This is a genomic window from Nocardia sputi (genome assembly GCF_023501985.1).
Map to the genome: position 1 here is coordinate 45,606 of NZ_JAMFLC010000013.1, position 23,088 is coordinate 68,693.

A 23,088-nucleotide genomic window follows, 5' to 3' on the forward strand; every position below is an offset into this window, starting at 1 on the left:
TCGGCGTCCACGCCGCCGACGGCGCACGGATCAGCGGTGTGGCCGGTCGAGCCGGGCGATGATCCCGGCACCCCACCACAGCAGGCGGCCCGCGATCATCAGGCAGAGGACGAAAGCCGGATAGACCAGTACGCCATAATCCTCGGCCCACCTCGGCAGATTGGTGAGCTGAGTGCCTGCGGCGACGAGCCCCAGCAGTCCCAGAACCACCGCGATCGGCGCGAGCGGCGCGGTGTCCGAGTCGGCCCGGCGGGCGGTGCGGTCGGTCATGGTGGAGCCCTCCTGTGCGGTCGGCTCGGCGCCCGATCGGGGCGCGCAGGGCACTGGATCTATCAGTTACCTTCTAGCTAACTTTCGCACGAGGGTGTGATTTCGTTAACAGTCTGTGATGCAGATCACATGAGGATCGCGAAACCGCAGCACATTCGCCCACGGTTTCGCGACCTTGCGGTCACGACGAGACCCGAAGCCACGCAGGCCCATCCGGCCGGGCCGAAGTCCGCCTACCGCGCACCGAACGGTTGATCGCTGTCCACGATGTCCCGCCCCAGTGGGAACAGGGAAATCGGAATGAACTTCAAGTTGGCCCAGCCGAACGGGATGCCGATGATCGAGACGAACAGCGGGATGCTGGTGAGCAGGTGGCCCAGCGCCAGCCACCAGCCCGCCACGATGAACCAGATGATGTTGCCGATCAGCGAGCCCGCGCCCGCCCCCGGCTTCTCCACCGTGGTCCGCCCGAACGGCCACAGCACGTAGGCGGCGATCCGGAACGACGCGATACCGAAGGGGATCGTGATGATGAGGATGAAGCAGATGATCCCGGCGGCGATGTAGCCGAGTGCCAGCCAGAACCCGGCGAAGACCAGCCACAGGATGTTGAGAACCAACTGAATCGGCTTCATGACTCCAGCATGCCAGCCGCCCGCCGATTCGGGCATTCCTTCTTTCCCGGCGGCGGGACGCGATGCGCGCGGGTCAGAAGAACCAGCCGAGCATCGGGTCCCGCTCCGCGCGGAAGGCGTCGTCGAGCGCACGCATGTGCGCCGAATCCTTGCCCCGCAGCCGGTTCGCCGCGGCGAACACCCGCGCGGGATACGCGCCGAGATACATGCTGCCGAGCACGTCGATGCCCAGTTCGATATCAGCGGCACGGTCGGTGGGTGCGCACTCCGCCTGTCCGTCGCGCACACGCAGGGCGAACGTGCCGCCCGCGTCGCGGAAAGGGTCGGTCACCTCGAGCACCACGTCCAGGTCGCTCGCGTAAGCCCGGGCGGTCAGGGCGGCGGGAACGTCCATCAGGCGAAGCCACAGTCCGTCGTAGCGGGCGGTGGTGCGCACCAACCGGGGATCGGTCAGCAGATAGGGCAGTGGGTCGTGGTCGGTGAGCACGGCGTCCACCCGCTCGACCAGATCGAGCCCGAGCAGGGCTCGCCACAGCGCCGCGTGCGCCTCGGCGGTGACTGTCCGCAGTTCGACGACCTCGACCGTTCGCGCTCTGCCGTCCGCGTGGAATCGGTAGAGGGCGTAGCCGTCGGCGTGCAGGAATCCGAACAGGGTGCTGCCACCCTCCCGGAAACGCTCCGGATCGTCGAACACGATGTCCCAGGCCGCCGCCGGACGTACCTGCGCGCCGGGCACCAGCCTGCGCCAGCGGTCGTAAATCGTCTCCGCCGCCGCGCGCAGGTCGCCCGGCGCACGCAGCGTGACGCCGCCGGGATCCGGCGCCGACGGAAGGAATGCGGCGAATCGACGATCGATGCCGACGGCGTTCTCCCGCGTCGCGGGCCCGTAGCCGAACCGGCCGTAGATACCGCCCTCGCTCGCGGTGAACATGGTCAGGGGCAATCCGGCGGCCTCGACGCGCCGGTGCTGCTCGGTGTACATGGCGCGCAGAATGCCGCGCCGCCGGTGCGTCGGCGCCACACCGACGCCCGCGATGCCGCACACCTGCACGGTCCGCTCGCCGGGCACCGTCACCGTGAGGGTGGTGGCTTGCGAGTGCCCGACGACCTGCCCGCCCTCGACCGCCACGATCGAGTTCTCGGGAGGGAACAGCAGCGGTATCCGCTCCAGCTCGGCGGGATCGTAGCGGGTGCCGAACGAGGTCTCCACCAGCGTCATGATCGCGGGCCCGTCGTCCTCGGTGGCCGACCGGATCGTGATTCCAGGCAGCGTCATGCTTCGACCATTCCACGTTCACCCGCCTGTCCGCACCGGATTTTCCGGCGCCCGCGACTGCCTGGCGAACCACCGATTCGGACCCGGTCGCGACCGCCCGGCAGGATGGAGCGGTGGCCGAAGTGATCGATATCGATGACCCCTCCGACCCCAGGGTCGACGACTTCCGCGATCTCAAGTCGGCCGACCGCAGGCCCGATCTCCCCGGGCGCAAGGGGCTGGTGATCGCCGAGGGCGTCGTGGTGGTCCAGCGGATGCTCGATTCCCGTTTCGCGCCTGCCGCGCTGCTCGGCGTGGAGCGCAGGCGCGTCGAGCTCGCCGACGACTTGCTGGGCGTCGACGTGCCGTACTACCGCGCGACGGCCGAGGTGATGGCCGAGGTGGTCGGTTTCCACCTCAACCGCGGCGTGCTGGCCATCGCTACCCGTCCCACCGAACTCGGCATGCACGAGGTGATCGAGCGGGCGCGCACCGTCGCGGTGCTCGAAGGCGTCAACGACCACGAGAATCTCGGTGCCATGTTCCGCAACGCGGCCGGACTGGGGGCCGACGCGATCCTGTTCGGCGATCGCTGCGCCGACCCGTTGTACCGCCGCGCCGTCCGGGTATCGATGGGACATGTGCTGCGGGTTCCGTTCGCGTCCGTGCCGGATTGGCCGGGCGGTCTGGATATACTGCGGCGCAAGGGTTTCCAGATCATCGCGCTCACTCCCGACCCGGCGGCGGCGAATCTGGCCGCGGCGATGACGGGGGAGCGGGTGGCATTGTTGCTCGGGGCCGAAGGGCCAGGGCTGACCGAGGAGGCGATGCGAGCCACCGACGTCCGCGCTCGCATTCCCATGACGCCCGGCACCGATTCGCTCAATGTCGCTACCGCGGCGGCGATGGCGTTCTACGAGCGGGTGAGGACCGCGTGACCGGACCGTTTCGACCGTATCCGTCCTACCAGGACCCGACTCCGTGGGGCGCGGGCCTCACCGTGGCGACCATGGTGGCGCTGTTGGCCGCGATGGCGGTGTATTCCTTCGGGGCCGCGCTGGCCGAAGTACATCCACTGCTCGCGGTGGCGGTGAATCTGATCGCGGTCGGCGGCGCCGCGCCCACCGCGTGGCGCTGGCGTTTCGCCCCGGTGACGCGGTGGATCATCGGCGGCGGCGCGGCGGGCGTGCTGCTGGGATGGGTCGTGCTGTTGCTCGGCGGATTCGCCGCCTAGCCTGGCCGCCCAGGCTCACTGCGACGCGCCTAGGAGACGGGGTCGTGCCCGCGCAGCCAGCCGAGCAAGCCGCGCCTGCGCCGGGCCGAATGCGGCCCGCCCTCGGCTGGGCCGCGAATCATCGAGTCGGGCATCTTCCCCTTCGGGTGCAGCGCGAATCCGCAGATCGGGATGTCACCCGGCCCGATCGCGCCCGGCGTCGCCGCCGCGCGGTAGTGGAAGCCGAGCCATTCGTCGTTGGCGGCGTCGGCGAAGTCGGGCGGATCGAAGGGCAGCGACTGGGGGTCGGGCAGTTCGCCCGCGCGCCAGCGCACCGGATGCTCGCCCGCCCAGTACGGCCGCTCCCACACCAGCGGAAGTCCCTCGTCCTCCAGGATGTTCACCCGGGTGGAGCTGAACGATCTACGGAACTCGCCGCGCTCCCAGTGGGCGAACGCTCCCCAGCCGTGCTCGGTGTCGAACGACACCAGATAGGTGTGCTCGGAGGCCAGCGGGCGCACCAGCAATTCCGGGAGTTCGGTCGGGTGGATGCGGGTGGCCTGAGCCGAGCACAGCACCGTCACACCGGGAAAGCAGCCGATGGACACCGCGGCGGTGTCCGGGCCCGCGCATCCGGCCAGCGTACCGATCATGAGCGGCTGCACGTCACGGTCTTCGTGCAGTTGTTTCGCCAGCGCCAGTGCGGCCGCGGGATCCGGATCGTGGTTCGCGCGCAGTACCGCCACGGGGTCGGGTGCGTCGACGTACCAGAGCGACGAAGCCTTGGACAGCATTCCGGCACCTCCCGACAGTTGCACGAATCGACTCCGCGAACTTCGAGCGACGCACGGTGGCGCCGACCGGCGCACCGGTGAGGTGACCTGCTCGGCGCCGACGCACGTCGTCGACCACACCGAAAACTTACTCGCCCCGCACCGGCCTCGGTACGGCTTCGCACCGCGAATACGCGACGCGCCCACCGGTTTCCGCGCCGGTGTAGGGAATGGTTCCATCGCGCATGGGCGATCGATCGCGACAACTGATTCCCGAGCACATAAGTAATTCACCGGGAACCCTCAAACCTGAGGCGGCACCTGACGCAGGACCTGTACGCGAATCCCGCGCCCTCACTTCGTAGGGTGAAGCACCCAGATGCGACGAGCGCGCTAGTGACCCGAGCTGCGCACCCCGAGCAACACGTCCTCCCAGGACGGCATCGGGGCCTTACCGCGCTTGCTGCGACTGGGCTTCGCCGGAGCTTTGGCCGCGGGCTTCGCGGGCTCCTCGGTGGTGGCGGGAGCCTGTGCGGCGGGCACGGGCGCACTGGTCTCGGCGACGGGGGTGGTGGCTGTCGCGGCGCCGTTGGCGGGCACCGCGTTGGCCGCGGTCGGAGCCGCGTTGCCGTTGGCGGGCGTCGCGCCGTTGGCCGCCGGGATCGCCGCGGCGCTGCCACCGGCAGCGACGGCGCGCTGCTCGTAGTACTCGTCCAGCGTGGGCTGGCTCTGCCGGCCGGCGGTGCGTGCGGGCGGCGCGGCCGGGGCGGGACGCGGTTCGGCCACCGGCTCCGGCTGCGGCGCGACCGGCTCTGGTTCGGGAGGCTGGATCGTCGCCAGACCGCGCAGTGCGCGCCCGAAATCCGGATCGATGAGATCGGAGGCCGGATCGTCGAGCGGGGAGACCGAGCCGCCGTGTGCGTCCGGCTGGTAGCGCCAGTGCGCGGCGATCTCGGATCGCCCGTTCTGCCACTGCAACTGGGCGACCCAGAAACCCTTCTCGTCTTTCCAGGCGTCCCATTCGGCGCCCTCGATGTTGTGCCCGCGCGCGGTGAACGCGGCGGTGACCACATCGATGAGGGTGTCGACGGCCGGACCGTCGGGGCGGACCGGGTGGGCTTTCTGGGCGAGTTCGGCGGCGCGGGCTCGCTCCAGCAACACCGGATAGGCGAAACGCTCGACACGACTGGCCGGCATTCCGGATTCCTCGGTGACCTGTTCCACGGAGGCTCCAGCGCGAATACGGGCCTGGATATCTCGGGGACGCATAGTTGCTTCCATTTCGATCTCTATCTGGCCGAATCGGGCAAGGTCTCCGCGCGCGGCGGCTCGTAGTTTGTCGTCGGCGGGCAGCCGGAACTTCTGACCGGACTCGGTGTCGATACACACGATGTGCGTGGAGTCGGGCGTCACCCCGATCACTCGAAGTTCACGCACCGTTACCTCCTTATCGCGTCGACTCGCGACACCGCCCACTTTACGAAACAGTAGTGCACATCTGAGATTCATGGGGCAGGACACGCGGCACGGAAATCTCCGAAGAGATCTCCGCGCCCCGCTAATCTGCTCTGTTCGATCCGCTGAACCTAATTCAGCGGCGTGTCGATCCCGGGCGTGTTGCCGCCGTCGAGGGCCGAAATGCGCGGCGGTCAGCCGAGATTCTGCACGACCCAGTCGATGGAGCGGGTCAGCTGACTCACGTCGTCGGGATCGATCGCCGGGAACATGCCGATGCGCAGCTGATTACGGCCCAGTTTGCGGTACGGCTCGGTGTCAACGATGCCGTTGGCGCGCAGGATCTTCGCCACCGCGGCCGCGTCGACCGAGTCGGCGAAGTCGATGGTGCCGACCACCTGCGAGCGGTGCGCCGGGTCCGCGACGTACGGGATGGCGTACTCGCTGGACTCGGCCCACGAGTACAGCCGCGACGAGGAGTCCAGCGTCCGCTTGACCGCCCAATCCAGACCGCCGTTGCCGTTGAGCCACTCGATCTGGTCGGCGAACAGCAGCAGGGTGCCCAGCGCCGGGGTGTTGTAGGTCTGGTCCTTGGTGCTGTTGTCGATCGCGATCGGCAGCGACAGGAAATCGGGCGTCCAGCGACCCGAGGCCTTGATCTCCTCGACCCGGGCCAGCGCGGCCGGGCTCATCAGCGCTACCCACAGGCCACCGTCGGAGGCGAAGCACTTCTGCGGCGCGAAGTAGTAGACGTCGGCGTCGGTGATGGTCACCGGGAGGCCGCCCGCGCCGGAGGTGGCGTCGATGGCGACGAGCGCGTGCTCCGACCCCGCCGGACGCTGCACCGGGATGGCGACGCCGGTGGAGGTCTCGTTGTGCGCCCAGCCGATCAGGTCCGCCGACGGGTCCGACACCGGCTCCGGCGCGCTGCCCGGCTCAGCCGAGACCACGATCGGGTCGCCGATGAACGGGTTGCCCTTGGTCACGGCGGCGAACTTCGAGCTGAACTCACCGTTGGTCAGGTGCAGCGAACGTTCCCGCACCAGGCCGAACGCCGCGGCGTCCCAGAACGCGGTGGTGCCGCCGTTGCCGAGCACCACCTCGTAGCCGTCCGGCAGGCCGAACAGATCGCGCAGACCGGAGCGCACACGCGCCACCACATCCTTGACCGGCTTCTGCCGATGCGAGGTTCCGAACACCGAGGCGCCGACGTTCACCAGCGACTGCAGCTGCTCCGGGCGCACCTTCGAGGGGCCGCAACCGAACCGTCCGTCGGCGGGCTTGAGATCGTCGGGAATGGTCGGAAACGCAGAGGTCATGGCGAACAGGGTAGTCGGTGGTGTGACTGTGGCAGCGCCCACACTCCGGCTAACGTAAGCGCCCATGGGCATGCGGTCAGCTAACTCGGGGTGGCGTCTGCGCGAGCGGGCACGGAATTTCCGGCTGCGCGGCGCGACGGTCTCCGACGTGACGCGGCGGGAACTGCTGATCCGCGGGGAAGCGGGGACCGCGACGATCCTCGGCGTGCGTCCGCGGCGTACCGAACCCGGGCACGTGTTCTGGGTCCGGGTGCAACTGCCCGGTGAGTTCCCTTACGAGAGCCGGGTGCGGCAGCGGGTGGCCGACACCGACCTGGAATGGATGGGGCCGGGCGACGTCGTGTGCTGCCGGGTGGACCCCGACGACCGCGATCGCCTGGTGCTGTACGTGCCCGATCTCGACGAATCCGGCCGGGCGAGCATCGCCAAGATCCTCGCCGACGGCCGCCGCGCCGACGCCACCGTGCTCGCCGCCGCACCGGTCGCGGCCGACTACTCCGGTCGCGACGACCCGGTGCTGCGCCTGGACCTCGAACTGCGCGCCTGGGACGAAGCCAAGCCGTGGCGGGTCCGGCTGGTCCAGCCGGTGCCGCTGCACGCCCTCAGCCTCGTGGACCTGGGCCGGCATTTGGAGGTCGCCTTCTTCGAGGTCGACCGCGGCGAGACGGTCGCCGTCGACTGGGCCGCCTCGCTCGAGGAGTGAACCGTCAGCGAACGCGAGCGCCTGTCGGTGCGCGAAGGTGAAACCCATGGCGCGCAGCTCGCGCAGCGCCGCGATCACGCCCGCCGGATGGTGTGCGAGCCGGACGCGCCCGCGCGTCGGCGGCGGGCGGGTTCCCTAGGCTGTCGGGATGGCAACCTCGAGTGTGTGGTCCGTGACGACAACCACACCCACCGAAGACGCTGCCCAATCCATCGCCCGCGCCGCGGTATCGGAGAAGTTGGCGGCGGGTGCGTTCATTACCGGGCCGATCAGGTCGGTGTTCCGACATCTCGGCGAGTTGGGTGAAGGCCAGGAGTGGCGCGTCGAACTGCGCACCTTGACCGCGACCCGGGACAAGCTCGCCGCCAGAATCAAGGAACTGCATCCGTGGGACAACCCGGAGCTGACCGGCCAGCCCATCGAATGGTGCTCCGACGATTACGCGGACTGGGTGGAGCGCTCTACAAGCGCGCTGGAATAGGAACTTGCGCGGCGGCTCATGCGGCGATGGGTGTGGCATCGCGGGCGACTCTGCCCCGCCGGCGGCGGACATGGATTCGCACTACCGGTCATCAGCCTCGGGCCGCGCCAGCGGGCCACACCACATCCACTGGCACGCGTGCCGCGCGGGCCAGTGCTACCACGGAGCCGGTCCCGCCCTGCTGTCCGTCCTCCGCATCCCACACCGCGACCAGCCGGTCTACTGAACCGACGACCGCCGCGTTCGCCGCCTCATACGCTTCACGGCCCGCCTCATCGAAGTCCATCACTCGGACCGAGACCGCCCGCTGTACGAGGTCATCGAACAGTTCGGCGTGATCGGGCTTCACCTTTGCTTCCCGGTAGTTCCGCGACGGCAACACCACCTCGAGCTGCCCACCAGCGTCGAGGACAGCTCGAGCGAACACCGAATCTGCACCGCGGGCGATGCAGCTCACCCCGACCACCGCTCCGCCATCCGGAGTCGCGGCGAGCAGATCCCGGATCGCGGTGTACACCAGAGACTGAGTGTCCTCGGTGATGTTCATGTGCCCGGTCACGCCGATCCGCACCATGGGTTTATTCGCTCCCTACGCTGTCGCGGTGACCAGCGGCCGCATCCGCTCCCGCAGATCGACTACCGCACGCTCCCTGACGAAATCTCCGGTGCGGTTGTACACCCGGGTGAGCTTCTGCGCGACTCGATCCGAGGCGGTCTGCTTGGCCACCTCCAGTGCGGCGCGCCCAATCCGGCACGCCTCCTCGAGTTCGCCCTCGATCAGGCGGGCTTCGACCATGTTCAGCTGATCCAAAGCCGCCGACCGTCGCCGGTTCGGGTCGCGCAGGGCGATTGCCTGCCCGATCTGCTCTGCGGCCTCACCCGCATAGCTCGGGTCCCGTCGCGCGAGTTCGAGCAGCCGCCCGCCGATCGTGCCCGCCAGCTCTGCGGCATCAAAGTAGCGGATCCAGTGCGGGTCTTCAGTCCGGTCACCACCGGCCAACGCGCTGCGCGCCTTGTCGCAGGTTCGGCGGAACGCGGTCGGCCGTTCCAGCTTCGCGTAGGCCCACGCCTCCCGCGTGTACAGCATTGCCTCTGCCGCCGGGGTGAGGCGCCCAGCTGAATACTCCTGCGCCAGCCGTACCAGTTCCAGCGCGTCGCCGGGCTGGTGGAGCGAGAGCAGTTGGCGGGCCATTCCCGCGAGCACCACCGCGCAGAACGCTGGGTCGTCGGCTTCGCGAGCGGAGCGTACTGCCAGCGCGTAATAGCGTTGCGCGAGATGTTGCTCGCCGGAGTCCCACGACATCATCGCTGCGGTCTCGGCGAGCTGGGCCATGGTGCCCGCCAGTCGCCGCCGGATCTCCGTCGGGTGCGCCTCGCCGAGCAGTTCGTTCACTTCGGCAAGCTGCCCGACTACGGCCTTGCGGCGCAAGCCGCCGCCGTGCTGGTCGTCCCACGTTCGGAACACACGGGCCGCATTCTCCAGCGCCTCGACTTCTTGCAGTCCGATTCCGGGGCGGCTGCGGCCTGACACCATCGGCACGCTGTCCTGCGCCAGCCACCGCTCTATCGGTTCGAGCAACGGTGCGCCGACCACGACACCGAGCAGAGCCCGGCTGAGCTGGCGGCGATCAAACATCAGATCCTCCCTGGCGAGGTCGTCGGCGACCGTGGTCGCCGCGGCCGTCCACACGCCGGGAACCCACTGGACCCCGGCCGTATCGGCAGTGCCTCCCGACGATAGGGGCAACATGGTGGCTTCGGCGAACCGCGCCCGCTGCTGCGGGGTGGCGCGCTCCAGCATCCCCATCACGTCGCTCACGGTTCTCTCGCTGAGCGTGATCGCGTGACCGAGCGCGGCCCATTTCTTCACCGTGGACAGCCCGATACCTGATTTCTCGGCGAACCGCTTCTGCGTGAGCCCCAGTGCGACCCGCAATGCCGTTGCCTGCGCACCGGTCCATGTGACCTGCATACCCAACATTCGCCCCCTGCCGTATGTGCGTATATCGCAAGTAGACCGGAGTAGACCGGGAGTTAGCCCAGCGTAGACCGCGTGTGCCTTCCGATGCGCCTGTGCGGACGCGATGTTGGTTACGGCCCCGGCGCGGGGTGAACTCGTTACCTCATCCGGGCATACCACCGGCTTTGTCACCCAACTTGCCGAGTGAAATCCCCTGCGCCGGGTGCCTTCCAATCGATGATGATGGGAGCGGCGCGAGAATGGGAGAGGCGAAGTTCCGGCTGTCCGAGGTGGGGCAGTGGGAAACAACGGACGGCACGCCGTATGGGCCGCTGTCGCGGGTGCGATGCCCGAATACTTGGAACTGCCTACGTCTGGCCCCGATCACGCCGTCCGGGTATCTCGGCCCGCACGACCGCAATATTCCCGGCCCCTGCAAGTGGGTGGGAGCCGCCGTCCTCGATGACCGCCACGACGTCCCGAACCAGTACCTGATCACCCTCGGTCTGGCTACCGGCATAAACCGCATGCGGTGGCCCGGTGGTGGCCGCGATGAATAGGCCGACGACGGTGCTCGCCGACGACGCCACGCTGGTGCTGGAGACTCCCACGGCACGGTGCCGCTTCTACCGGGAGGTGTGCGGATTGCCCGTGCGGATCGAGCCGTCCATGGGCCGAATCTCCCTGCGATCGGGGAGTGTTGGCGCGATCACCGTTCCCGCGCAGCTCGGCGCGATAGTGAAGATCCGGATGCGGAAGCTCGGCGGCCCGGCCGGGCCGATCATTTCGCACCCCCGTTCGAAGCGGTGGACGTTCCTGGTGGTGCCGGATATCCCCGGCGATATGCCGCTGTTCTCAGAGCTGTTCCGGCTCAACGCGACTCTCGCCCCGATCGGTGCGCAGATCGCTTTGCCGTCGCCCGCCGACGGTGTGGGCGCGCGGTTCCGAGTGTGGGCGCAGGCCCCGCGTGATTCGTATCGTCCGTCCGCGCTGGCGGTGATCGGCGCAATCCGCGACTGCGTGCCAACCCGGCCCAGGCGGTAGCGCCCGATGGGCAGCCCGCGCACAACGGAACTTGATGGGGTGGCGGTGGTGTGGCAGGTCGACGCGGGTGTGGTCCGTGTGCTGCACGTCCGGCACCCGCACGGTTCGACCACGTTCCGGTCGCCGCCGACGCTGGCCGAGTGCATCGACCTGATACCGCGCGAACTGTGGATGCAGGTCCGCTACCAGTACGAACAGTCCAGGAATGAGTGGTAATACACCGCCGGAACGGGAAAGAACAATGACCATCGCCATTGCGATCCGCGCTGCCCTGCTCACCAGCACACTGGTGCTCGGCACAGCCACAATCGCACACGCCGAACCCGACCACACCGCGAAGGAGGATGTGGTGTGCTTCATCAGCGCTATCCCGCCGTACAAGACCGGCGCGGGAAGCATCGCCTCCATCAATTTCGGGTTCAAGGTGCACTGCACCGGCAGGCCCTCATTGAGGAGCGTCAACACGAAGCTGTACCGATACGACCCGGCAGACGGCAAATATCATGTGCATTCCGAGCGCAACGACGACACCATCGATCCGGATGTCGAAACGCTCTACAGCGCGTCGTGCTCGACGGCGGGAATCCTCTACCAGTTCCACACCAAGGCGACCATGTCCGCGTTCCACGGCAACTGGGACCGGGAGTACGACGACAGCATTACCATCGGGGCTCTGTGCTGACCTGAACGGAAGGGCACGCCAATGGGCGCACTGGACCATGCAGCGGTCACCGTGGCGATTGATGCATTGTCGGGCGCTGACCGCGCTCTCACCCCGGTCAGCGTCATCGTCAGGGATGAGGTCGTCGCGGTGCTCATTGACGGTGAGCGAGGGCGGTACGTCAGCTTCGTGCGGCTTGATCATGGGCATTGGATCGCGCCGAGCATGATCACCGGTTCTCCCCGACCCGACGGCCCCCGTGCGGAACGCACCCCGAACCACCGGCCGCTGCACCGAAAGTCGGCCAAGCTGTTCACCCTCCCCAATCCTGACGGCACACCCCAAGACGAAAGCTGGTTCGCGGTCACCGGGCTCGCTGCACTGGATGCCGTGCGGGTGTCGGTGACCTCTGAATTGGACGAGCAGACCACACCCATCAGCACGGACGGGCTGGCCTTCGCAATCGTTCGGGCACGGACAAGCGAAGACCCACGTGTCTACGTGCACACCCGCGACGGCCGACGGGTGGCAGCGGGGCCACTTGTGGCCTGAGCAGGAACCGCTGAGGGAAAGTGGAGTGGGCACGCCGAACGCATCGACACCAGCATCGACCCCGATGTGGAAGCGCTGTACTCCGCGTCGTGCTCGGACGACGGCGGTGACAACAGCGCCACCATTTCGGCGATCTGCTGACTCGACAGGAAGGGCGCAGCCAATGGACAGTCTGGACCATCCAGCTGTCTCCGTAGCCATCGACGCCCTGACGGCCGCTGACCAGGGCCTCATCCCGGTCAGCGCCGTTGTCCGGGCCGAGATCGCCGCTGTCGTCATCGACGGCGCCCAGGGCCGGTACATCGTGTTCGTCCACCCCGACGGCGACCAGTGGAGGACGCGCGGAACGATGTTCGGCGCACCCCGGCCTGCCGGGCCTCGGCGCGACCGCACCATGGCTTGGGAGCCGTTACAGCGACTCGGAACCCGGTTTCGGTCTCAGACCGCCGACCGGACCGGCGAAGGCTGGTTTGCCGTGATCGGCCGCGCCGCACAGGACGCGGTTTCCCTATCGGTGGCTTCCACGCTGGAGGAGCACAGTGCACCCATAGGAGCGGACGGTTTGGCGTTCGCGGTCATCCGCGCCACCGGCAGCGAACAGCCGCGTATCACCGTGACCAGCCGCGATGGACAGCGAGTTACAGCCAGACCTCTCGCCGCTTGATCGGGAACCCCATCACGTCTTTCCAGGTTCCCGGGAATGCCACGTGAGCAGGACGTGACCGCAGGAGGAGATCTCCGCCGTCACGCCCGGCTCGTGGACCTGGGGCCGTGGCCGATTACATGTGCGCGATGGTCGCCCAGCCCGCGACCTCTTCGGGCTTGCGGGGGCTGGGGCCGGTGTAGATGGCGGCCGGGCGGACCAGCTTGCCCAGTTGCTTCTGCTCCAGGATGTGCGCGCACCAGCCCGCGGTGCGGCCGCAGGTGAACATGGCGGGCATCATGTGCGCGGGCACCTCGGCGAAGTCCAGGATCACCGCGGCCCAGAACTCCACGTTGGTCTCGATGGCGCGGTCCGGGCGACGCTCGCGCAGTTCCGCCAACGCGGCCTGCTCCAGTGCGGCGGCGACTTCGTAGCGCGGAGCGGCCAGGCGCTTCGCGGTGGCGCGCAAGACGCGGGCGCGCGGGTCCTCCGCCCGGTAGACGCGGTGACCGAAGCCCATCAGCTTCTCTTTGCGGTCCAGGATTCCCTTGACCAGAGCGCGCGCGTCGCCGGTCTTCTCGACCTCTTCGATCATCGGCAGCACGCGCGCGGGCGCGCCGCCGTGCAACGGACCCGACATGGCCCCGATCGCGCCGGACAGCGAGGCTGCCACGTCGGCTCCGGTCGAGGCGATCACCCGGGCGGTGAAGGTGGAGGCGTTCATGCCGTGCTCGGCGGCGGAGACCCAGTAAGCGTCGATGGCCTCGGTGTGGCGGGGGTCCGGGTCACCCTTCCATCGGGTCATGAAGCGCTGGGTGACGGTGGTGCACTCATCGATCTTCTTCTGCGGGACCGCGGGCTGGTAGATGCCGCGCGCCGATTGCGCCACGTAGGACAGCGCCATGACCGAGGCGCGGGCGAGGTTCTCCCGCGCGGTCTCGTCGTCGATGTCCAGCAGCGGCTGGTAACCCCAGATCGGCGCGAGCATGGCCAGCCCGGCCTGCACGTCGACGCGCACGTCGCCGGTGTGGACGGGCAGCGGGAACGGTTCGGCGGGCGGGAGGCCGCGTCCGAACGATCCGTCGACCAGTAGCGCCCACACGTCACCGAAGGTCACCCGGCTCTCGACCAGATCCTCGATGTCGACTCCGCGGTAGCGCAGCGCGCCGCCGTCCTTGTCCGGTTCGGCGATGTCGGTGGTGAATGCCACCACGCCCTCCAGGCCGCTGACGAAATCACTGGGTACGGCGGCCTGCCGACCGGAAACCGCGGGGCTGGTAGTCATGTTGCGACTCTCCTTGGACTTGGGTCGCATGTTCTCGTCGATGGGAAGTTGTCGGATTTGACGAGTACATGCCGATCATCAAAACCTTAGCTCCCTGCTACCGCGGAGTAACGTCTGGCCCATGCGTGACCTGGACAATTCACCGGATCTCGCCGCCATGCGGGTGGACTACGGCGGCCTGCCGCACGGCGGCAACGACGACATCGACTTGGACGAGACCTGGCTGGCCGGTGGCTGGGAGCCGCTGCTGCGGCATTGGATCGAGCAGGCCACCGCGGTCGGCATCGCCGAGCCCAACGCCATGGTGCTGGCCACGGTGTCGCTGGCCGACGGCACGCCGCGGCCGGTCGCGCGGACCGTGCTGTGTAAAGGGCTCTCGCCGGACGGTGTGATCTTCTACACGAACTACGACTCCGCCAAAGGCGCGCAGCTGACCGCGGTCCCCTACGCGGCGGTCACCTTCGTCTGGCCCGCGCTGGGCAGGCAGGTGCACCTGCGCGGCGCGGTCGAGCGGGTACCCGCCGAGACGACGGCGGCCTACTGGCGTTCCCGGCCGCGGGATTCGCAACTGGGCGCCTGGGCGTCGCGTCAGTCCGAGCCGATCGGTTCGCGGGCGGAACTGGATCGCACACTGGCCGAGGCGACCGCGCGGTTCGCCGACGTCGACGAGATTCCGGTGCCGCCGCACTGGGGCGGTTTCCTGGTCCGCCCCGACGAGGTCGAGTTCTGGCAAGGGCGCCGCGGCAGGCTGCACAACCGGATCCGGGTGCGGATCGCGGACGACACGTCCACGGTCGAGCGCTTACAGCCCTGAGGTATTCCCAGTTCGTGCGTGAGAATTCTCGCGTCGAACCGGGCGAGTCCACTGGATACGCTGCGACCGGTGACACTGCTCGCCGACATCACTCCGCTGCGCGACCCGGACTTCAGACGCTTGTGGAGTTCGGGCATCGTCACCATGATCGGCGCGCAGCTGTCCGTCGTCGCGGTTCCGCAGCAGATCTTCCAGATCACCGGCAGCTCCGGCTACGTCGGCCTGGCCGGGCTGTTCGGGTTGGTGCCGCTGATCGTGTTCGGTTTGTGGGGCGGCGCGCTGGCCGACGTGCTGGATCGGCGCAAGCTCCTGCTGGTCACCAATTCCGGCACCGGGCTCACGGCGCTGGTTTTCTGGCTGCAAGCGGCCGCCGGGCTGGACAACGTGTGGATCGTGCTCGGTCTGTTCGCCGTGCAGCAGGCGTTCTTCGCGGTGAACCAACCCACCCGCAACGCCGCCATCCCGCGTCTGCTGCCGGAAGGCCAACTGCCCGCCGCGAATTCGCTGAACATGACGGTCATGCAGTTCGGCGCGATCGCGGGACCGATGCTGGCCGGTGCGCTCATCCCTGTCGTCGGGCTCGCCACGCTCTACTTGATCGATGCCGTCGCGCTACTGGCCACCCTGTGGGCGGTGTGGCGGCTGCCCGCGCTGCCGCCCACCGGAGCGGTGCGCCGCGCCGGATTCCGCACGGTGCTGGAAGGTTTCGGCTATCTCGCCACGCAGCGGGTGCTGCTGGCGTCGTTCGCGGTGGACGTGATCGCCATGGTGTTCGGCATGACGCGCGCGCTGTTCCCGCAGATCGCGCACGAGACCTTCGGCGACCCGGCCACCGGCGGCGTCGCGCTCGGCTTGCTGTTCGCCTCGATGTCGGCGGGCGCGGTACTCGGTGGCGTGTTCTCCGGCTGGATCCCGCGCATCCGCAGGCAGGGCCTCGCCGTGCTGGTCTGCATCGCGCTGTGGGGTCTGGCGATGGTCGGTTTCGGCCTCACGGTCGGATTCACCGGACACGGCCTCGGGCGCGGCGCGGGATTGTGGATCGCGCTGGGCTGCTCGGCCTTCGGCGGCGCGGTCGACATGGTCTCGGCGGCGCTGCGGGTCACGATGCTCCAGACGGTGGCCACCGACGATCTGCGCGGGCGGCTGCAAGGGGTCTTCACGGTGGTCGTCGCTGGCGGCCCCCGGGTCGGTGATGTTGCCCACGGTTTCGCGGCGGCAAGCCTGGGTACTGCTGTGGCCGCCGCCGGAGGAGGCGCCCTCGTGGTGGTGGGCGTGCTCGTCGCGGCGGTCGCGTTCCCGGCCTTCACGCGCTACCGTGTCGGTCGCGCTCACGCCGAAATTGCCGTGTGACGTGCACCGCGAACACCCGGCGACCGCGTCCCACCAGGGGCGCTGGACCTCACCGCGCCGCGATGTGTTTGTGAGCCGCCGCAGGACTACCCTCCGGTATTGTCCGCGTCGGTGAACGGCTAGCGTTGAGGCAAGCGCATCGTGTGCCGACCGCGCCGGTGCCTGTGGTTCTAGCCTGAGAGGGATCCTTCCGTGCCCGCTGAGAACATCATCAACGTCGACGACGACGCCAAGCCGGTTCTTTCCTATCCCGGCGGCGAGTTCCCGATGACGGTCACCAGGGCCGCCGAGGGCAACGACGGGATCGAGCTGGGAAAGCTGCTGGCCAGCACCGGGTACGTGACGTACGACCCGGGCTTCATGAACACCGCCCCGACCAAGTCGGCGATCACCTACATCGACGGTGAGGCGGGCATCCTGCGCTACCGCGGTTACCCGATCGACCAGCTCGCGGCGGCCTCGACCTTCATCGAGGTCAGCTACCTGCTGATCTACGGTGAGCTGCCCACCCAGGCCCAACTCGAGGACTTCACCGACCGCATCCGCAGGCACACCCTGCTGCACGAGGACCTGAAGCGGTTCTTCGACGGCTTCCCGCGCAACGCCCATCCGATGCCGGTGCTGTCCTCGGCCGTGAACGCGCTGTCGGCCTACTACCAGGATTCGCTGGACCCGCGCGACCCCGAACAGGTCGAGCTGTCCACCATCCGACTATTGGCCAAGTTGCCCACCATCGCGGCCTACTCGTACAAGAAGTCGGTCGGCCAGCCCTTCCTCTACCCGGACAACTCGCTGAGCCTGGTGGAGAACTTCCTGCGGATGACCTTCGGCTTCCCGGCCGAGCCCTACGAGGTCGACCCCGAGGTCGCCGCGGCCCTGGACATGCTGCTCATCCTGCACGCCGACCACGAGCAGAACTGCTCCACCTCGACCGTGCGCCTGGTCGGCTCCTCCGACGCCAACCTGTTCACCTCGGTCTCCGGCGGCATCAACGCGCTGTGGGGCCCGCTGCACGGCGGCGCGAACCAGGCCGTGCTGGAGATGCTCGACGGCATCAAGGCAGGCGGCAGCGACGTCAAGGAATTCATCCGCAAGGTCAAGAACAAGGAAGACGGGGTGAAGCTCATGGGCTTCGGTCACCGCGTCTACCGCAACTACGATCCGCGCGCCTCGATCGCCAAGAAGCACGCCGACGCCATCCTGAGCAAGCTCGGCGGCCACGACGAGCTGTTCGACATCGCCCAGGCCCTGGAAGAGGCCGCCCTCACCGACGACTACTTCATCGAGCGTCGCCTGTACCCGAACGTCGACTTCTACACCGGCGTCATCTACAAGGCGATGGGCTTCCCGACCCGCATGTTCACGGTGCTGTTCGCGATGGGCCGGCTCCCCGGCTGGATCGCGCACTGGCGCGAAATGCACAGCGAGCCCTTGAAGATCGGCCGTCCCCGGCAGATCTACACCGGCTACGGCGCCCGCGATTACCGCGAGATCAACAATCGTTGACGAATCCATCCATCACCTACCGAAGGGGATAGCCGAATGACCAAACCGGAGATCGAGTTCCAAGCAGGGCCCGCGCCCACCGAGCTGGTGATCAAGGACATCATCGAAGGTTCGGGCAAGGAAGCCGTGCCCGGCGGCACCGTCGAGGTGCACTACGTGGGCGTCGAATTCGAATCCGGCGAAGAGTTCGATTCCTCCTGGAACCGCGGCGAGTCCATCACCTTCCCGCTGCGCGGCCTGATCCAGGGCTGGCAGGACGGCATCCCCGGCATGAAGGTCGGCGGCCGCCGTCAGCTGACCATCCCGCCGGAGCTGGCCTACGGTCCCGCGGGCGCCGGTCACAAGCTCTCGGGCAAGACGCTGGTCTTCGTGATCGACCTGCTGAACGCCAACTGATTTCGGCGGCGAGTGGCCCGTGTTCCGATCGGAACACGGGCCACTCGCCGTATATCGGCCCTCGGCGGACGATTTCGGCCGGATCGATACGGGATCGCGCGAGAGCCGTTCAGTTCGCCGACCGCTCGGGCAGGTCGAGGACCAGGCGAATTCCGCCCAGTTCGCCTGCGTCGAAATAGGCGCGGCCACCGTGTAGTTGGGCCTGCTGGGCGACCAAGGCGAGGCCGAGGCCGGAGCCGCCCTTGCTCGCCTGGCTGCCGCGGAAGAAGCGATCGAAGACGGCCTCGCGCTCCTCGGGCGGAATGCCGCGGCCGTTGTCGTCGATCGAGATCACGATGTGACCACCCGGCCGCCGGTGCGCGCAGACCAGAGCCTCGGTGGCCCCGCCGTGCTTGACCGAGTTGGCCAGCGCGTTGTCTACTGCCAGCCGCAGCCCGGCGGGCAGGCCGCGGGTGACGAGTTCGGCGTCGGAGTCGATGCGCACGGTGAGGCCCGGGAAATGCCGCATGGCGTCGTGCGCGGCCTGATCGCACAGGTCGCCGACGTCGGTGGCGACGTGGTCGCGCTCGTTGGTCAGGTCGCCGGTGGCGAGCCGTTCCAGCGCCGCTAGCGTGCTCTCCACCCGGCCCTGGCTGCGCTGCAGGTCATCGAGGATCTCCGCCCGTTGCGCCTCGTCGAGATCGAGGGTGCGCAGCACCTCGAGGTCGGTGCGCATCGCGGTCAGCGGCGTGCGCAGCTCGTGGGCGGACACGGCGGCGAAGTCGCGTGCGGTCTCCAGCGCGGCGGCGATCTGGGCTTGGGCCTGGTCCACCCGCTGCAACATGGTGTTCACCGCCTCGGCCAGTCTCTCCGACTCGTGCACACCGGCCCCCTCCACCGGCACCTGCGGATTGCGCGGATCGGGGAACGCGCTGCGTGCGCCGACCTGCCGGGTGAGGCGGACGATCGGACGCACCGCCGCGCCCGCGAGCAGCCAGCCCAGCGCCGCGGCGGCGGCGATGGACAGCAGAGCCCCGCCGAGCACCCACCGTTGCTGCTCCGCGGTTGCCTCGGCGGCGCCCGCGGCGGGAATGCCCAGGGAAACCACCCGGCCCGCGGGTTGATTCTCGGTAGTGGTCAGAATCCGATACGGAGTGCCGCCCACCGTGACGGTGCGCGAACCGATCCCCAGCGCGGGGAGTTCGGTGGCCGTGCTCGCGACGACCTCGCCGTTGTCCCGGACCGTGACCGCCATGTCGTTGTTCAGTCCGGTCAGGTTGATGAACTGGACCGCGATCTGCGGCTCGATCAAGACGATCCGCGCCGCGACGGCGAGCTGCTGGTCGGACTGCTGCAAGTTGTTGCGCTCGATGGCACGGATACTGATCAGGCTGATCAACGTCACGATGACGATCGCGCCGGCGGCCGCCGCGCCCGCGACCCGGGTGCGCAGCGAAAACGACCGCCGCCGACGAATTGTCGGCGGCTGTGCGAATACGGTCATTTCGGCGCTCGGAGCACGAACCCCACGCCGCGGATCGTGTGCAGCAACCTGGGCGTGTCGTCCACCTCCAGTTTGCGGCGCAGGTAGCCGACGAAGACGTCCACCACGTTGGTGTCGGCGGCGAAGTCGTAGCCCCACACCAGTTCCAGCAGGCGCTCCCGGCTCAGCACCACGCCGACGTTGCGGGCCAGGATGGACAGCAGTTCGAATTCCCGCTTGGTCAGGTCGATCTCGCGACCGTGCAGCAGCGCGCGGTAGCCCGCGACGTCCACTTCGAGCGGGCCCACGGTGATCGCGCCCGGGGTCGCGGGGGCCGTCGCGTCGGACCGCCTGCGCAGCAGCGCCCGGATGCGTGCCACGAGTTCCTTCAGCACGAACGGTTTGACCAGGTAGTCGTCGGCGCCGGACTCCAGTCCCCAGATGCGGTCGTCCACCGACGCGCGGGCACTGAGCACACAGATCGGCACGTCGTTGCCCATCGCGCGCAACGCGGTGACCACGCCCGCGCCGTCGAGCACGGGCATGTTCATGTCCAGCACGATGGCGTCGGGCGCGCTCTCGGTGACGCTACGCAGCGCCTGCGCGCCGTCCCTGGCCACCTGAACGTGAAAGCCGGACAACCGCAGCCCGCGCTCGACCGAGGCGAGCACGTCCTCGTCGTCGTCGACGACGAGGACGGTGGGGGTCGGTGTCTCGGTCACGTCATCCATTTTGCCTAGTAGTTGTGGCAGGACTCGGCCACGATACGGATGGTGTCGCGCAACTGCGCGGTCCGCGGGTCGTTCTCCGCCTGGCGTGCGGCCTCGGGGTTCTGCTCGATGGCCCGCTGCAAGTCGGCCCGGCGCTGCTCGACCGGCTGATCGAACCTGCGCTGCAATTCGGCCTTCTGGTTCGGGTTGGCGTCGAGCATCGCGGCCAGCTGCGGCGCCTTGTCGTGCAGTGCCGCGTCGACCTGGGCGAAGGAGCAGTTCGAGGTCAGCAGCGGCTCGGCGAGTTCCATCGGGCCCGCCGTGGCGATCGCGGGGCTCAGGAACAAGCTGAGCGTGGCGAATCCACCCGCTGCGAGAGCGGCTACGGCGGGACGGCCTGCGGAACGATTCATGATGTGTTGCCTCCAGATCATCGAGGGGTTTCGGGGCGGTCTCGAGGCTATTTCGAACAACTGGCAGCGATATGAACGTCCTCTGTGGAAACTCTGAGGACCGTGACCGGGCCGTGCGGAAATCAGGACGGCGCAACCGGATCCACGTCGGGCGCGACGACGTGGTCGGTGTTCTCGCTGTTGTCGTGCCCCGGTTCGCGCCCCTGCGGACGCGCCGCGCGGATCTGCTGCTCCAGCGCCGTGAGCACCCCCGGATCCTCGATGGTGGAAGGCACCTCGAACGTCTCACCGGAGGTGATCTGCCGGATGGTCTTGCGCAGGATCTTGCCGGACCTGGTCTTGGGCAGCGCCGTCACGATGATGGCGTCGTGGAGCGTGGCGATCGCGCCGACCTGGGCGCGCACGCGCTCGATCAGCTCGTCGCGCAGCCGGTCCGGATCGATGTCGACACCGGACTTGAGCACCACGTACGCCAGCGGGCGGTGCCCCTTGAGTTCGTCGGGCAACCCGATGACCGCGCATTCGGCCACCGCCTCGTGCCCCGCGATGGCCGCCTCGATGCTGCCCGCCGAGAGCCGGTGCCCGGCCATGTTGATCACGTCGTCGCTGCGGCCCAGGACGTACAGGTAGCCGTCCTCGTCGAAGTAGCCGGAGTCGCCGGTGAGGTAGTGGCCGGGATAGGCGGACAGGTAGGAGCGCTCGTAGCGGGCGTCGTCGCGCCAGAGCCCGGTGAGCGTGCCGGGCGGCAGCGGCAGGCCGATGACGATATTGCCCTCGGTGTTCGGGGCGACCGCGTTGCCCGAGGAGTCGAGCACGCGTAGTCGATAGCCCGGCACCGGCACCGAGGCCGAGCCCGGCTTGATCGGCAACTGCCGCAGGCCGAGCGGGTTCGCGCAGATCGGCCAGCCGGTCTCGGTCTGCCACCAGTGATCGACCACCGGGCAGTCCGAGCGGCCCGCGAGCAAGGTCTCCTCGGCCCAGGTGTAGGTGGCCGGGTCCAGGCGTTCGCCCGCGCAGAACAACGCGCGCAGCGAGGACAGGTCGTGGCGGTGGGCCAGCTCCGCGTCCGGGTCGGCCTTGCGGATGGCCCGCAGCGCGGTCGGCGCGGTGAACAGCACATCGACCTTGTGCCGGTCGATGACCCGCCAGTACGCGCTCGCGTCCGGCGTGCCGATCGGCTTGCCTTCGTACAGCAGCGTGGTGGCTCCCACCAGCAGCGGCGCGTAGACGATGTAGGAGTGACCGACCACCCAGCCCACGTCGGAAGCGGCCCACATCACGTTGCCCGCGTCGATGTCGTAGATGTTGCGCATGGACCAGGCGAGGGCGACCGCGTGGCCGCCGTTGTCCCGGACCACGCCCTTCGGCTTCCCGGTGGTGCCGGAGGTATAGAGGATGTAGAGCGGATCGGTCGCGGCGACCGACACCGGATCGGCCGGTGGCGCGTGCCGGACCGCGTCTTCCCAGTCCAGCCACTGCGCGGCCACGGTCGCGGCCGAACTCGGCAGGTATTCGGTCGCCGGCTGCGGGGCCGGGAAATGGATGGTGTCGAACTGGGGTCGCTGTTTGACGATCACCGTGCGCGGCGCGGTGGTCTCGGCGAGGTCCAGAGCCCGCAACACGATCGGCGGGTATTCGATCGTCTTGCCCGGTTCCAGGCCGCCGGAGGCTGTGATGATCAACACCGGCTCCGCGTCATCGATGCGGGCGGCCAGCTCCGGCGCGGCGAAGCCGCCGAACACCACCGAGTGGACCGCGCCGATGCGGGCGCAGGCCAGCATCGCGATCACCGCTTCGGGGATCATCGGCAGGTAGATCACCACGCGATCGCCCGCCGAGACGCCCAGCCGGACCATCGCCCCCGCGAACCGGGACACCTCCTCGAGCAGCTCGGCGTAGGTGTAGACCACAGTGGCGCCGGTCATAGCGGAGTCGTATATTAGTGCGGGCTGATCGGCGCGGCTGGGGGCATCGGGGGTGGTCGGGTGCACGTGCCGGTCGAGTGCGTTGAAGGAGGTGTTGAGGCGGGCGTCGGGAAACCACCTGGCCACCGGGCGGGCGCCGGTGTCGAGGATCTGAGTCGGTGCCACGTCCCAGTCGATCGCTTCGGCCGCGCCGGCCCAGAACTCGGCGGGATCCACCAAGCTGGTCTGATAGGCCGGTCGGTAATCCTGCCGCACGTTCAACC

Annotated in this window: 27 protein-coding genes; 14 read left to right on the top strand and 13 right to left on the bottom strand. The window is 68.5% G+C overall.

Annotation, left to right across the window (positions count from 1 at the left end; genetic code table 11):
• Positions 1–30: 30 nt before the first annotated feature.
• The 3 genes from M8859_RS17320 to M8859_RS17330 all read right to left on the bottom strand — a co-directional run bounded on the left by M8859_RS17320 (position 31) and on the right by M8859_RS17330 (position 2,181).
• The gene (locus M8859_RS17320) at positions 31–270 is read right to left on the bottom strand and encodes a hypothetical protein (RefSeq protein ID WP_159925070.1); all 240 of its coding nucleotides are present in this window, start codon (positions 268–270) and stop codon (positions 31–33) included.
• A gap of 233 nt (positions 271–503) precedes the next feature.
• On the bottom strand, positions 504–905 hold the full coding sequence (locus tag M8859_RS17325; protein WP_159925068.1) for a YccF domain-containing protein: 402 nt from the start codon (positions 903–905) through the stop codon (positions 504–506).
• Between the two features lie 73 nt (positions 906–978).
• Positions 979–2,181, bottom strand: a complete 1,203-nt coding sequence (locus M8859_RS17330; RefSeq protein ID WP_159925066.1) for a GNAT family N-acetyltransferase — start codon at positions 2,179–2,181, stop codon at positions 979–981.
• A gap of 113 nt (positions 2,182–2,294) precedes the next feature.
• Between M8859_RS17330 and M8859_RS17335 the strand changes: the two genes are divergently transcribed.
• Together M8859_RS17335 and M8859_RS17340 are read left to right on the top strand one after the other, a co-directional pair.
• Positions 2,295–3,098, top strand: coding sequence for a TrmH family RNA methyltransferase (locus M8859_RS17335; RefSeq protein ID WP_159925064.1), 804 nt, complete (start codon positions 2,295–2,297; stop codon positions 3,096–3,098).
• On the top strand, positions 3,095–3,394 hold the full coding sequence (locus M8859_RS17340; RefSeq protein WP_255466171.1) for a DUF2537 domain-containing protein: 300 nt from the start codon (positions 3,095–3,097) through the stop codon (positions 3,392–3,394). Before M8859_RS17335 ends, M8859_RS17340 begins: the two co-directional genes overlap by 4 nt.
• A gap of 29 nt (positions 3,395–3,423) precedes the next feature.
• On the opposite strand, the gene M8859_RS17345 is transcribed toward M8859_RS17340, so the two are convergent.
• From M8859_RS17345 to serC, 3 genes are all read right to left on the bottom strand, one after another.
• Complete coding sequence (locus tag M8859_RS17345) at positions 3,424–4,167, bottom strand: DUF6928 family protein (protein WP_159925062.1); 744 nt, start codon at positions 4,165–4,167, stop codon at positions 3,424–3,426.
• A gap of 372 nt (positions 4,168–4,539) precedes the next feature.
• A complete protein-coding gene (gene sepH / locus M8859_RS17350) occupies positions 4,540–5,583 on the bottom strand; it encodes a septation protein SepH (protein ID WP_159925060.1) in 1,044 nt (347 codons plus the stop codon).
• A gap of 212 nt (positions 5,584–5,795) precedes the next feature.
• The gene (serC, locus tag M8859_RS17355; RefSeq protein ID WP_195070325.1) at positions 5,796–6,920 is read right to left on the bottom strand and encodes a phosphoserine transaminase; all 1,125 of its coding nucleotides are present in this window, start codon (positions 6,918–6,920) and stop codon (positions 5,796–5,798) included.
• A 64-nt stretch (positions 6,921–6,984) separates the two neighbouring features.
• On the opposite strand from serC, the gene M8859_RS17360 reads away from it, so the two are divergent.
• Together M8859_RS17360 and cutA are read left to right on the top strand one after the other, a co-directional pair.
• On the top strand, positions 6,985–7,623 hold the full coding sequence (locus M8859_RS17360; protein ID WP_195070326.1) for a hypothetical protein: 639 nt from the start codon (positions 6,985–6,987) through the stop codon (positions 7,621–7,623).
• 148 nt (positions 7,624–7,771) lie between these two features.
• Positions 7,772–8,104 (top strand): divalent-cation tolerance protein CutA, encoded by a 333-nt coding sequence (gene cutA, locus M8859_RS17365; protein WP_159925054.1) that lies wholly within the window; start codon positions 7,772–7,774, stop codon positions 8,102–8,104.
• Positions 8,105–8,195: 91 nt separating this feature from the next.
• Here the strand turns inward: cutA and M8859_RS17370 are convergent, their stop codons facing one another.
• The gene (locus tag M8859_RS17370; RefSeq protein ID WP_249644537.1) at positions 8,196–8,678 is read right to left on the bottom strand and encodes a hypothetical protein; all 483 of its coding nucleotides are present in this window, start codon (positions 8,676–8,678) and stop codon (positions 8,196–8,198) included.
• Positions 8,679–8,693: 15 nt separating this feature from the next.
• Positions 8,694–10,076 carry an NsdA family TPR-like regulatory protein gene (locus M8859_RS17375; protein WP_249644538.1) on the bottom strand — a complete coding sequence of 461 codons (1,383 nt, stop codon included), beginning with the start codon at positions 10,074–10,076 and terminating at the stop codon, positions 8,694–8,696.
• Between the two features lie 248 nt (positions 10,077–10,324).
• Here M8859_RS17375 and M8859_RS17380 point away from each other — a divergent pair, with 248 nt between their 5' ends.
• The 6 genes from M8859_RS17380 to M8859_RS17405 all read left to right on the top strand — a co-directional run bounded on the left by M8859_RS17380 (position 10,325) and on the right by M8859_RS17405 (position 12,985).
• Complete coding sequence (locus tag M8859_RS17380; RefSeq protein WP_249644539.1) at positions 10,325–10,624, top strand: hypothetical protein; 300 nt, start codon at positions 10,325–10,327, stop codon at positions 10,622–10,624.
• Positions 10,617–11,108, top strand: a complete 492-nt coding sequence (locus M8859_RS17385) for a DNA-directed RNA polymerase subunit beta (protein ID WP_249644540.1) — start codon at positions 10,617–10,619, stop codon at positions 11,106–11,108. The genes M8859_RS17380 and M8859_RS17385 overlap by 8 nt, the downstream gene beginning before the upstream one ends.
• Positions 11,109–11,114: 6 nt before the next feature.
• On the top strand, positions 11,115–11,324 hold the full coding sequence (locus M8859_RS17390; RefSeq protein ID WP_249644541.1) for a hypothetical protein: 210 nt from the start codon (positions 11,115–11,117) through the stop codon (positions 11,322–11,324).
• Between the two features lie 25 nt (positions 11,325–11,349).
• Positions 11,350–11,790 (top strand): hypothetical protein, encoded by a 441-nt coding sequence (locus M8859_RS17395; protein ID WP_249644542.1) that lies wholly within the window; start codon positions 11,350–11,352, stop codon positions 11,788–11,790.
• Positions 11,791–11,811: 21 nt separating this feature from the next.
• Positions 11,812–12,321 carry a hypothetical protein gene (locus M8859_RS17400; RefSeq protein WP_249644543.1) on the top strand — a complete coding sequence of 170 codons (510 nt, stop codon included), beginning with the start codon at positions 11,812–11,814 and terminating at the stop codon, positions 12,319–12,321.
• Between the two features lie 163 nt (positions 12,322–12,484).
• Entirely contained in the window at positions 12,485–12,985 is a 501-nt protein-coding gene (locus M8859_RS17405; protein WP_249644544.1) for a hypothetical protein, read from the top strand.
• 115 nt (positions 12,986–13,100) lie between these two features.
• Here M8859_RS17405 and M8859_RS17410 read toward each other — a convergent pair whose 3' ends face one another.
• On the bottom strand, positions 13,101–14,249 hold the full coding sequence (locus tag M8859_RS17410) for a citrate synthase 2 (RefSeq protein ID WP_249644545.1): 1,149 nt from the start codon (positions 14,247–14,249) through the stop codon (positions 13,101–13,103).
• A 121-nt stretch (positions 14,250–14,370) separates the two neighbouring features.
• Between M8859_RS17410 and pdxH the strand changes: the two genes are divergently transcribed.
• The 4 genes from pdxH to M8859_RS17430 all read left to right on the top strand — a co-directional run bounded on the left by pdxH (position 14,371) and on the right by M8859_RS17430 (position 18,315).
• Positions 14,371–15,063: a pyridoxamine 5'-phosphate oxidase gene (gene pdxH, locus M8859_RS17415; protein WP_159925037.1), complete on the top strand. Its 693-nt coding sequence runs from the start codon at positions 14,371–14,373 to the stop codon at positions 15,061–15,063.
• Positions 15,064–15,132: 69 nt separating this feature from the next.
• Positions 15,133–16,413 carry an MFS transporter gene (locus M8859_RS17420; protein WP_249644546.1) on the top strand — a complete coding sequence of 427 codons (1,281 nt, stop codon included), beginning with the start codon at positions 15,133–15,135 and terminating at the stop codon, positions 16,411–16,413.
• A 192-nt stretch (positions 16,414–16,605) separates the two neighbouring features.
• Positions 16,606–17,919, top strand: a complete 1,314-nt coding sequence (locus M8859_RS17425; RefSeq protein WP_159925033.1) for a citrate synthase — start codon at positions 16,606–16,608, stop codon at positions 17,917–17,919.
• Between the two features lie 36 nt (positions 17,920–17,955).
• Positions 17,956–18,315 (top strand): FKBP-type peptidyl-prolyl cis-trans isomerase, encoded by a 360-nt coding sequence (locus tag M8859_RS17430; RefSeq protein WP_159989324.1) that lies wholly within the window; start codon positions 17,956–17,958, stop codon positions 18,313–18,315.
• Positions 18,316–18,424: 109 nt separating this feature from the next.
• On the opposite strand, the gene M8859_RS17435 is transcribed toward M8859_RS17430, so the two are convergent.
• The 4 genes from M8859_RS17435 to M8859_RS17450 all read right to left on the bottom strand — a co-directional run bounded on the left by M8859_RS17435 (position 18,425) and on the right by M8859_RS17450 (position 23,086).
• The gene (locus tag M8859_RS17435; RefSeq protein WP_159925020.1) at positions 18,425–19,798 is read right to left on the bottom strand and encodes a sensor histidine kinase; all 1,374 of its coding nucleotides are present in this window, start codon (positions 19,796–19,798) and stop codon (positions 18,425–18,427) included.
• Positions 19,795–20,508, bottom strand: a complete 714-nt coding sequence (locus tag M8859_RS17440; protein ID WP_159925018.1) for a response regulator transcription factor — start codon at positions 20,506–20,508, stop codon at positions 19,795–19,797. The genes M8859_RS17435 and M8859_RS17440 overlap by 4 nt, the downstream gene beginning before the upstream one ends.
• A 5-nt stretch (positions 20,509–20,513) precedes the next feature.
• The gene (locus M8859_RS17445; RefSeq protein ID WP_195070332.1) at positions 20,514–20,900 is read right to left on the bottom strand and encodes a hemophore-related protein; all 387 of its coding nucleotides are present in this window, start codon (positions 20,898–20,900) and stop codon (positions 20,514–20,516) included.
• A gap of 122 nt (positions 20,901–21,022) precedes the next feature.
• On the bottom strand, positions 21,023–23,086 hold the full coding sequence (locus M8859_RS17450; protein ID WP_195070333.1) for an AMP-binding protein: 2,064 nt from the start codon (positions 23,084–23,086) through the stop codon (positions 21,023–21,025).
• Positions 23,087–23,088: the final 2 nt, after the last annotated feature.

Coding starts and splice junctions, on each gene's coding strand:
- M8859_RS17320 (WP_159925070.1), bottom strand. CDS start 270: ATGACCGACCGCACCGCCCGCCGGGCCGACTCGGACACCGCGCCGCTC.
- M8859_RS17325 (WP_159925068.1), bottom strand. CDS start 905: ATGAAGCCGATTCAGTTGGTTCTCAACATCCTGTGGCTGGTCTTCGCC.
- M8859_RS17330 (WP_159925066.1), bottom strand. CDS start 2,181: ATGACGCTGCCTGGAATCACGATCCGGTCGGCCACCGAGGACGACGGG.
- M8859_RS17345 (WP_159925062.1), bottom strand. CDS start 4,167: ATGCTGTCCAAGGCTTCGTCGCTCTGGTACGTCGACGCACCCGACCCC.
- serC (WP_195070325.1), bottom strand. CDS start 6,920: ATGACCTCTGCGTTTCCGACCATTCCCGACGATCTCAAGCCCGCCGAC.
- M8859_RS17360 (WP_195070326.1), top strand. CDS start 6,985: ATGGGCATGCGGTCAGCTAACTCGGGGTGGCGTCTGCGCGAGCGGGCA.
- cutA (WP_159925054.1), top strand. CDS start 7,772: ATGGCAACCTCGAGTGTGTGGTCCGTGACGACAACCACACCCACCGAA.
- M8859_RS17370 (WP_249644537.1), bottom strand. CDS start 8,678: ATGGTGCGGATCGGCGTGACCGGGCACATGAACATCACCGAGGACACT.
- M8859_RS17375 (WP_249644538.1), bottom strand. CDS start 10,076: ATGCAGGTCACATGGACCGGTGCGCAGGCAACGGCATTGCGGGTCGCA.
- M8859_RS17380 (WP_249644539.1), top strand. CDS start 10,325: ATGGGAGAGGCGAAGTTCCGGCTGTCCGAGGTGGGGCAGTGGGAAACA.
- M8859_RS17385 (WP_249644540.1), top strand. CDS start 10,617: ATGAATAGGCCGACGACGGTGCTCGCCGACGACGCCACGCTGGTGCTG.
- M8859_RS17390 (WP_249644541.1), top strand. CDS start 11,115: ATGGGCAGCCCGCGCACAACGGAACTTGATGGGGTGGCGGTGGTGTGG.
- M8859_RS17395 (WP_249644542.1), top strand. CDS start 11,350: ATGACCATCGCCATTGCGATCCGCGCTGCCCTGCTCACCAGCACACTG.
- M8859_RS17400 (WP_249644543.1), top strand. CDS start 11,812: ATGGGCGCACTGGACCATGCAGCGGTCACCGTGGCGATTGATGCATTG.
- M8859_RS17405 (WP_249644544.1), top strand. CDS start 12,485: ATGGACAGTCTGGACCATCCAGCTGTCTCCGTAGCCATCGACGCCCTG.
- M8859_RS17410 (WP_249644545.1), bottom strand. CDS start 14,249: ATGACTACCAGCCCCGCGGTTTCCGGTCGGCAGGCCGCCGTACCCAGT.
- pdxH (WP_159925037.1), top strand. CDS start 14,371: ATGCGTGACCTGGACAATTCACCGGATCTCGCCGCCATGCGGGTGGAC.
- M8859_RS17430 (WP_159989324.1), top strand. CDS start 17,956: ATGACCAAACCGGAGATCGAGTTCCAAGCAGGGCCCGCGCCCACCGAG.
- M8859_RS17435 (WP_159925020.1), bottom strand. CDS start 19,798: ATGACCGTATTCGCACAGCCGCCGACAATTCGTCGGCGGCGGTCGTTT.
- M8859_RS17440 (WP_159925018.1), bottom strand. CDS start 20,508: ATGGATGACGTGACCGAGACACCGACCCCCACCGTCCTCGTCGTCGAC.
- M8859_RS17445 (WP_195070332.1), bottom strand. CDS start 20,900: ATGAATCGTTCCGCAGGCCGTCCCGCCGTAGCCGCTCTCGCAGCGGGT.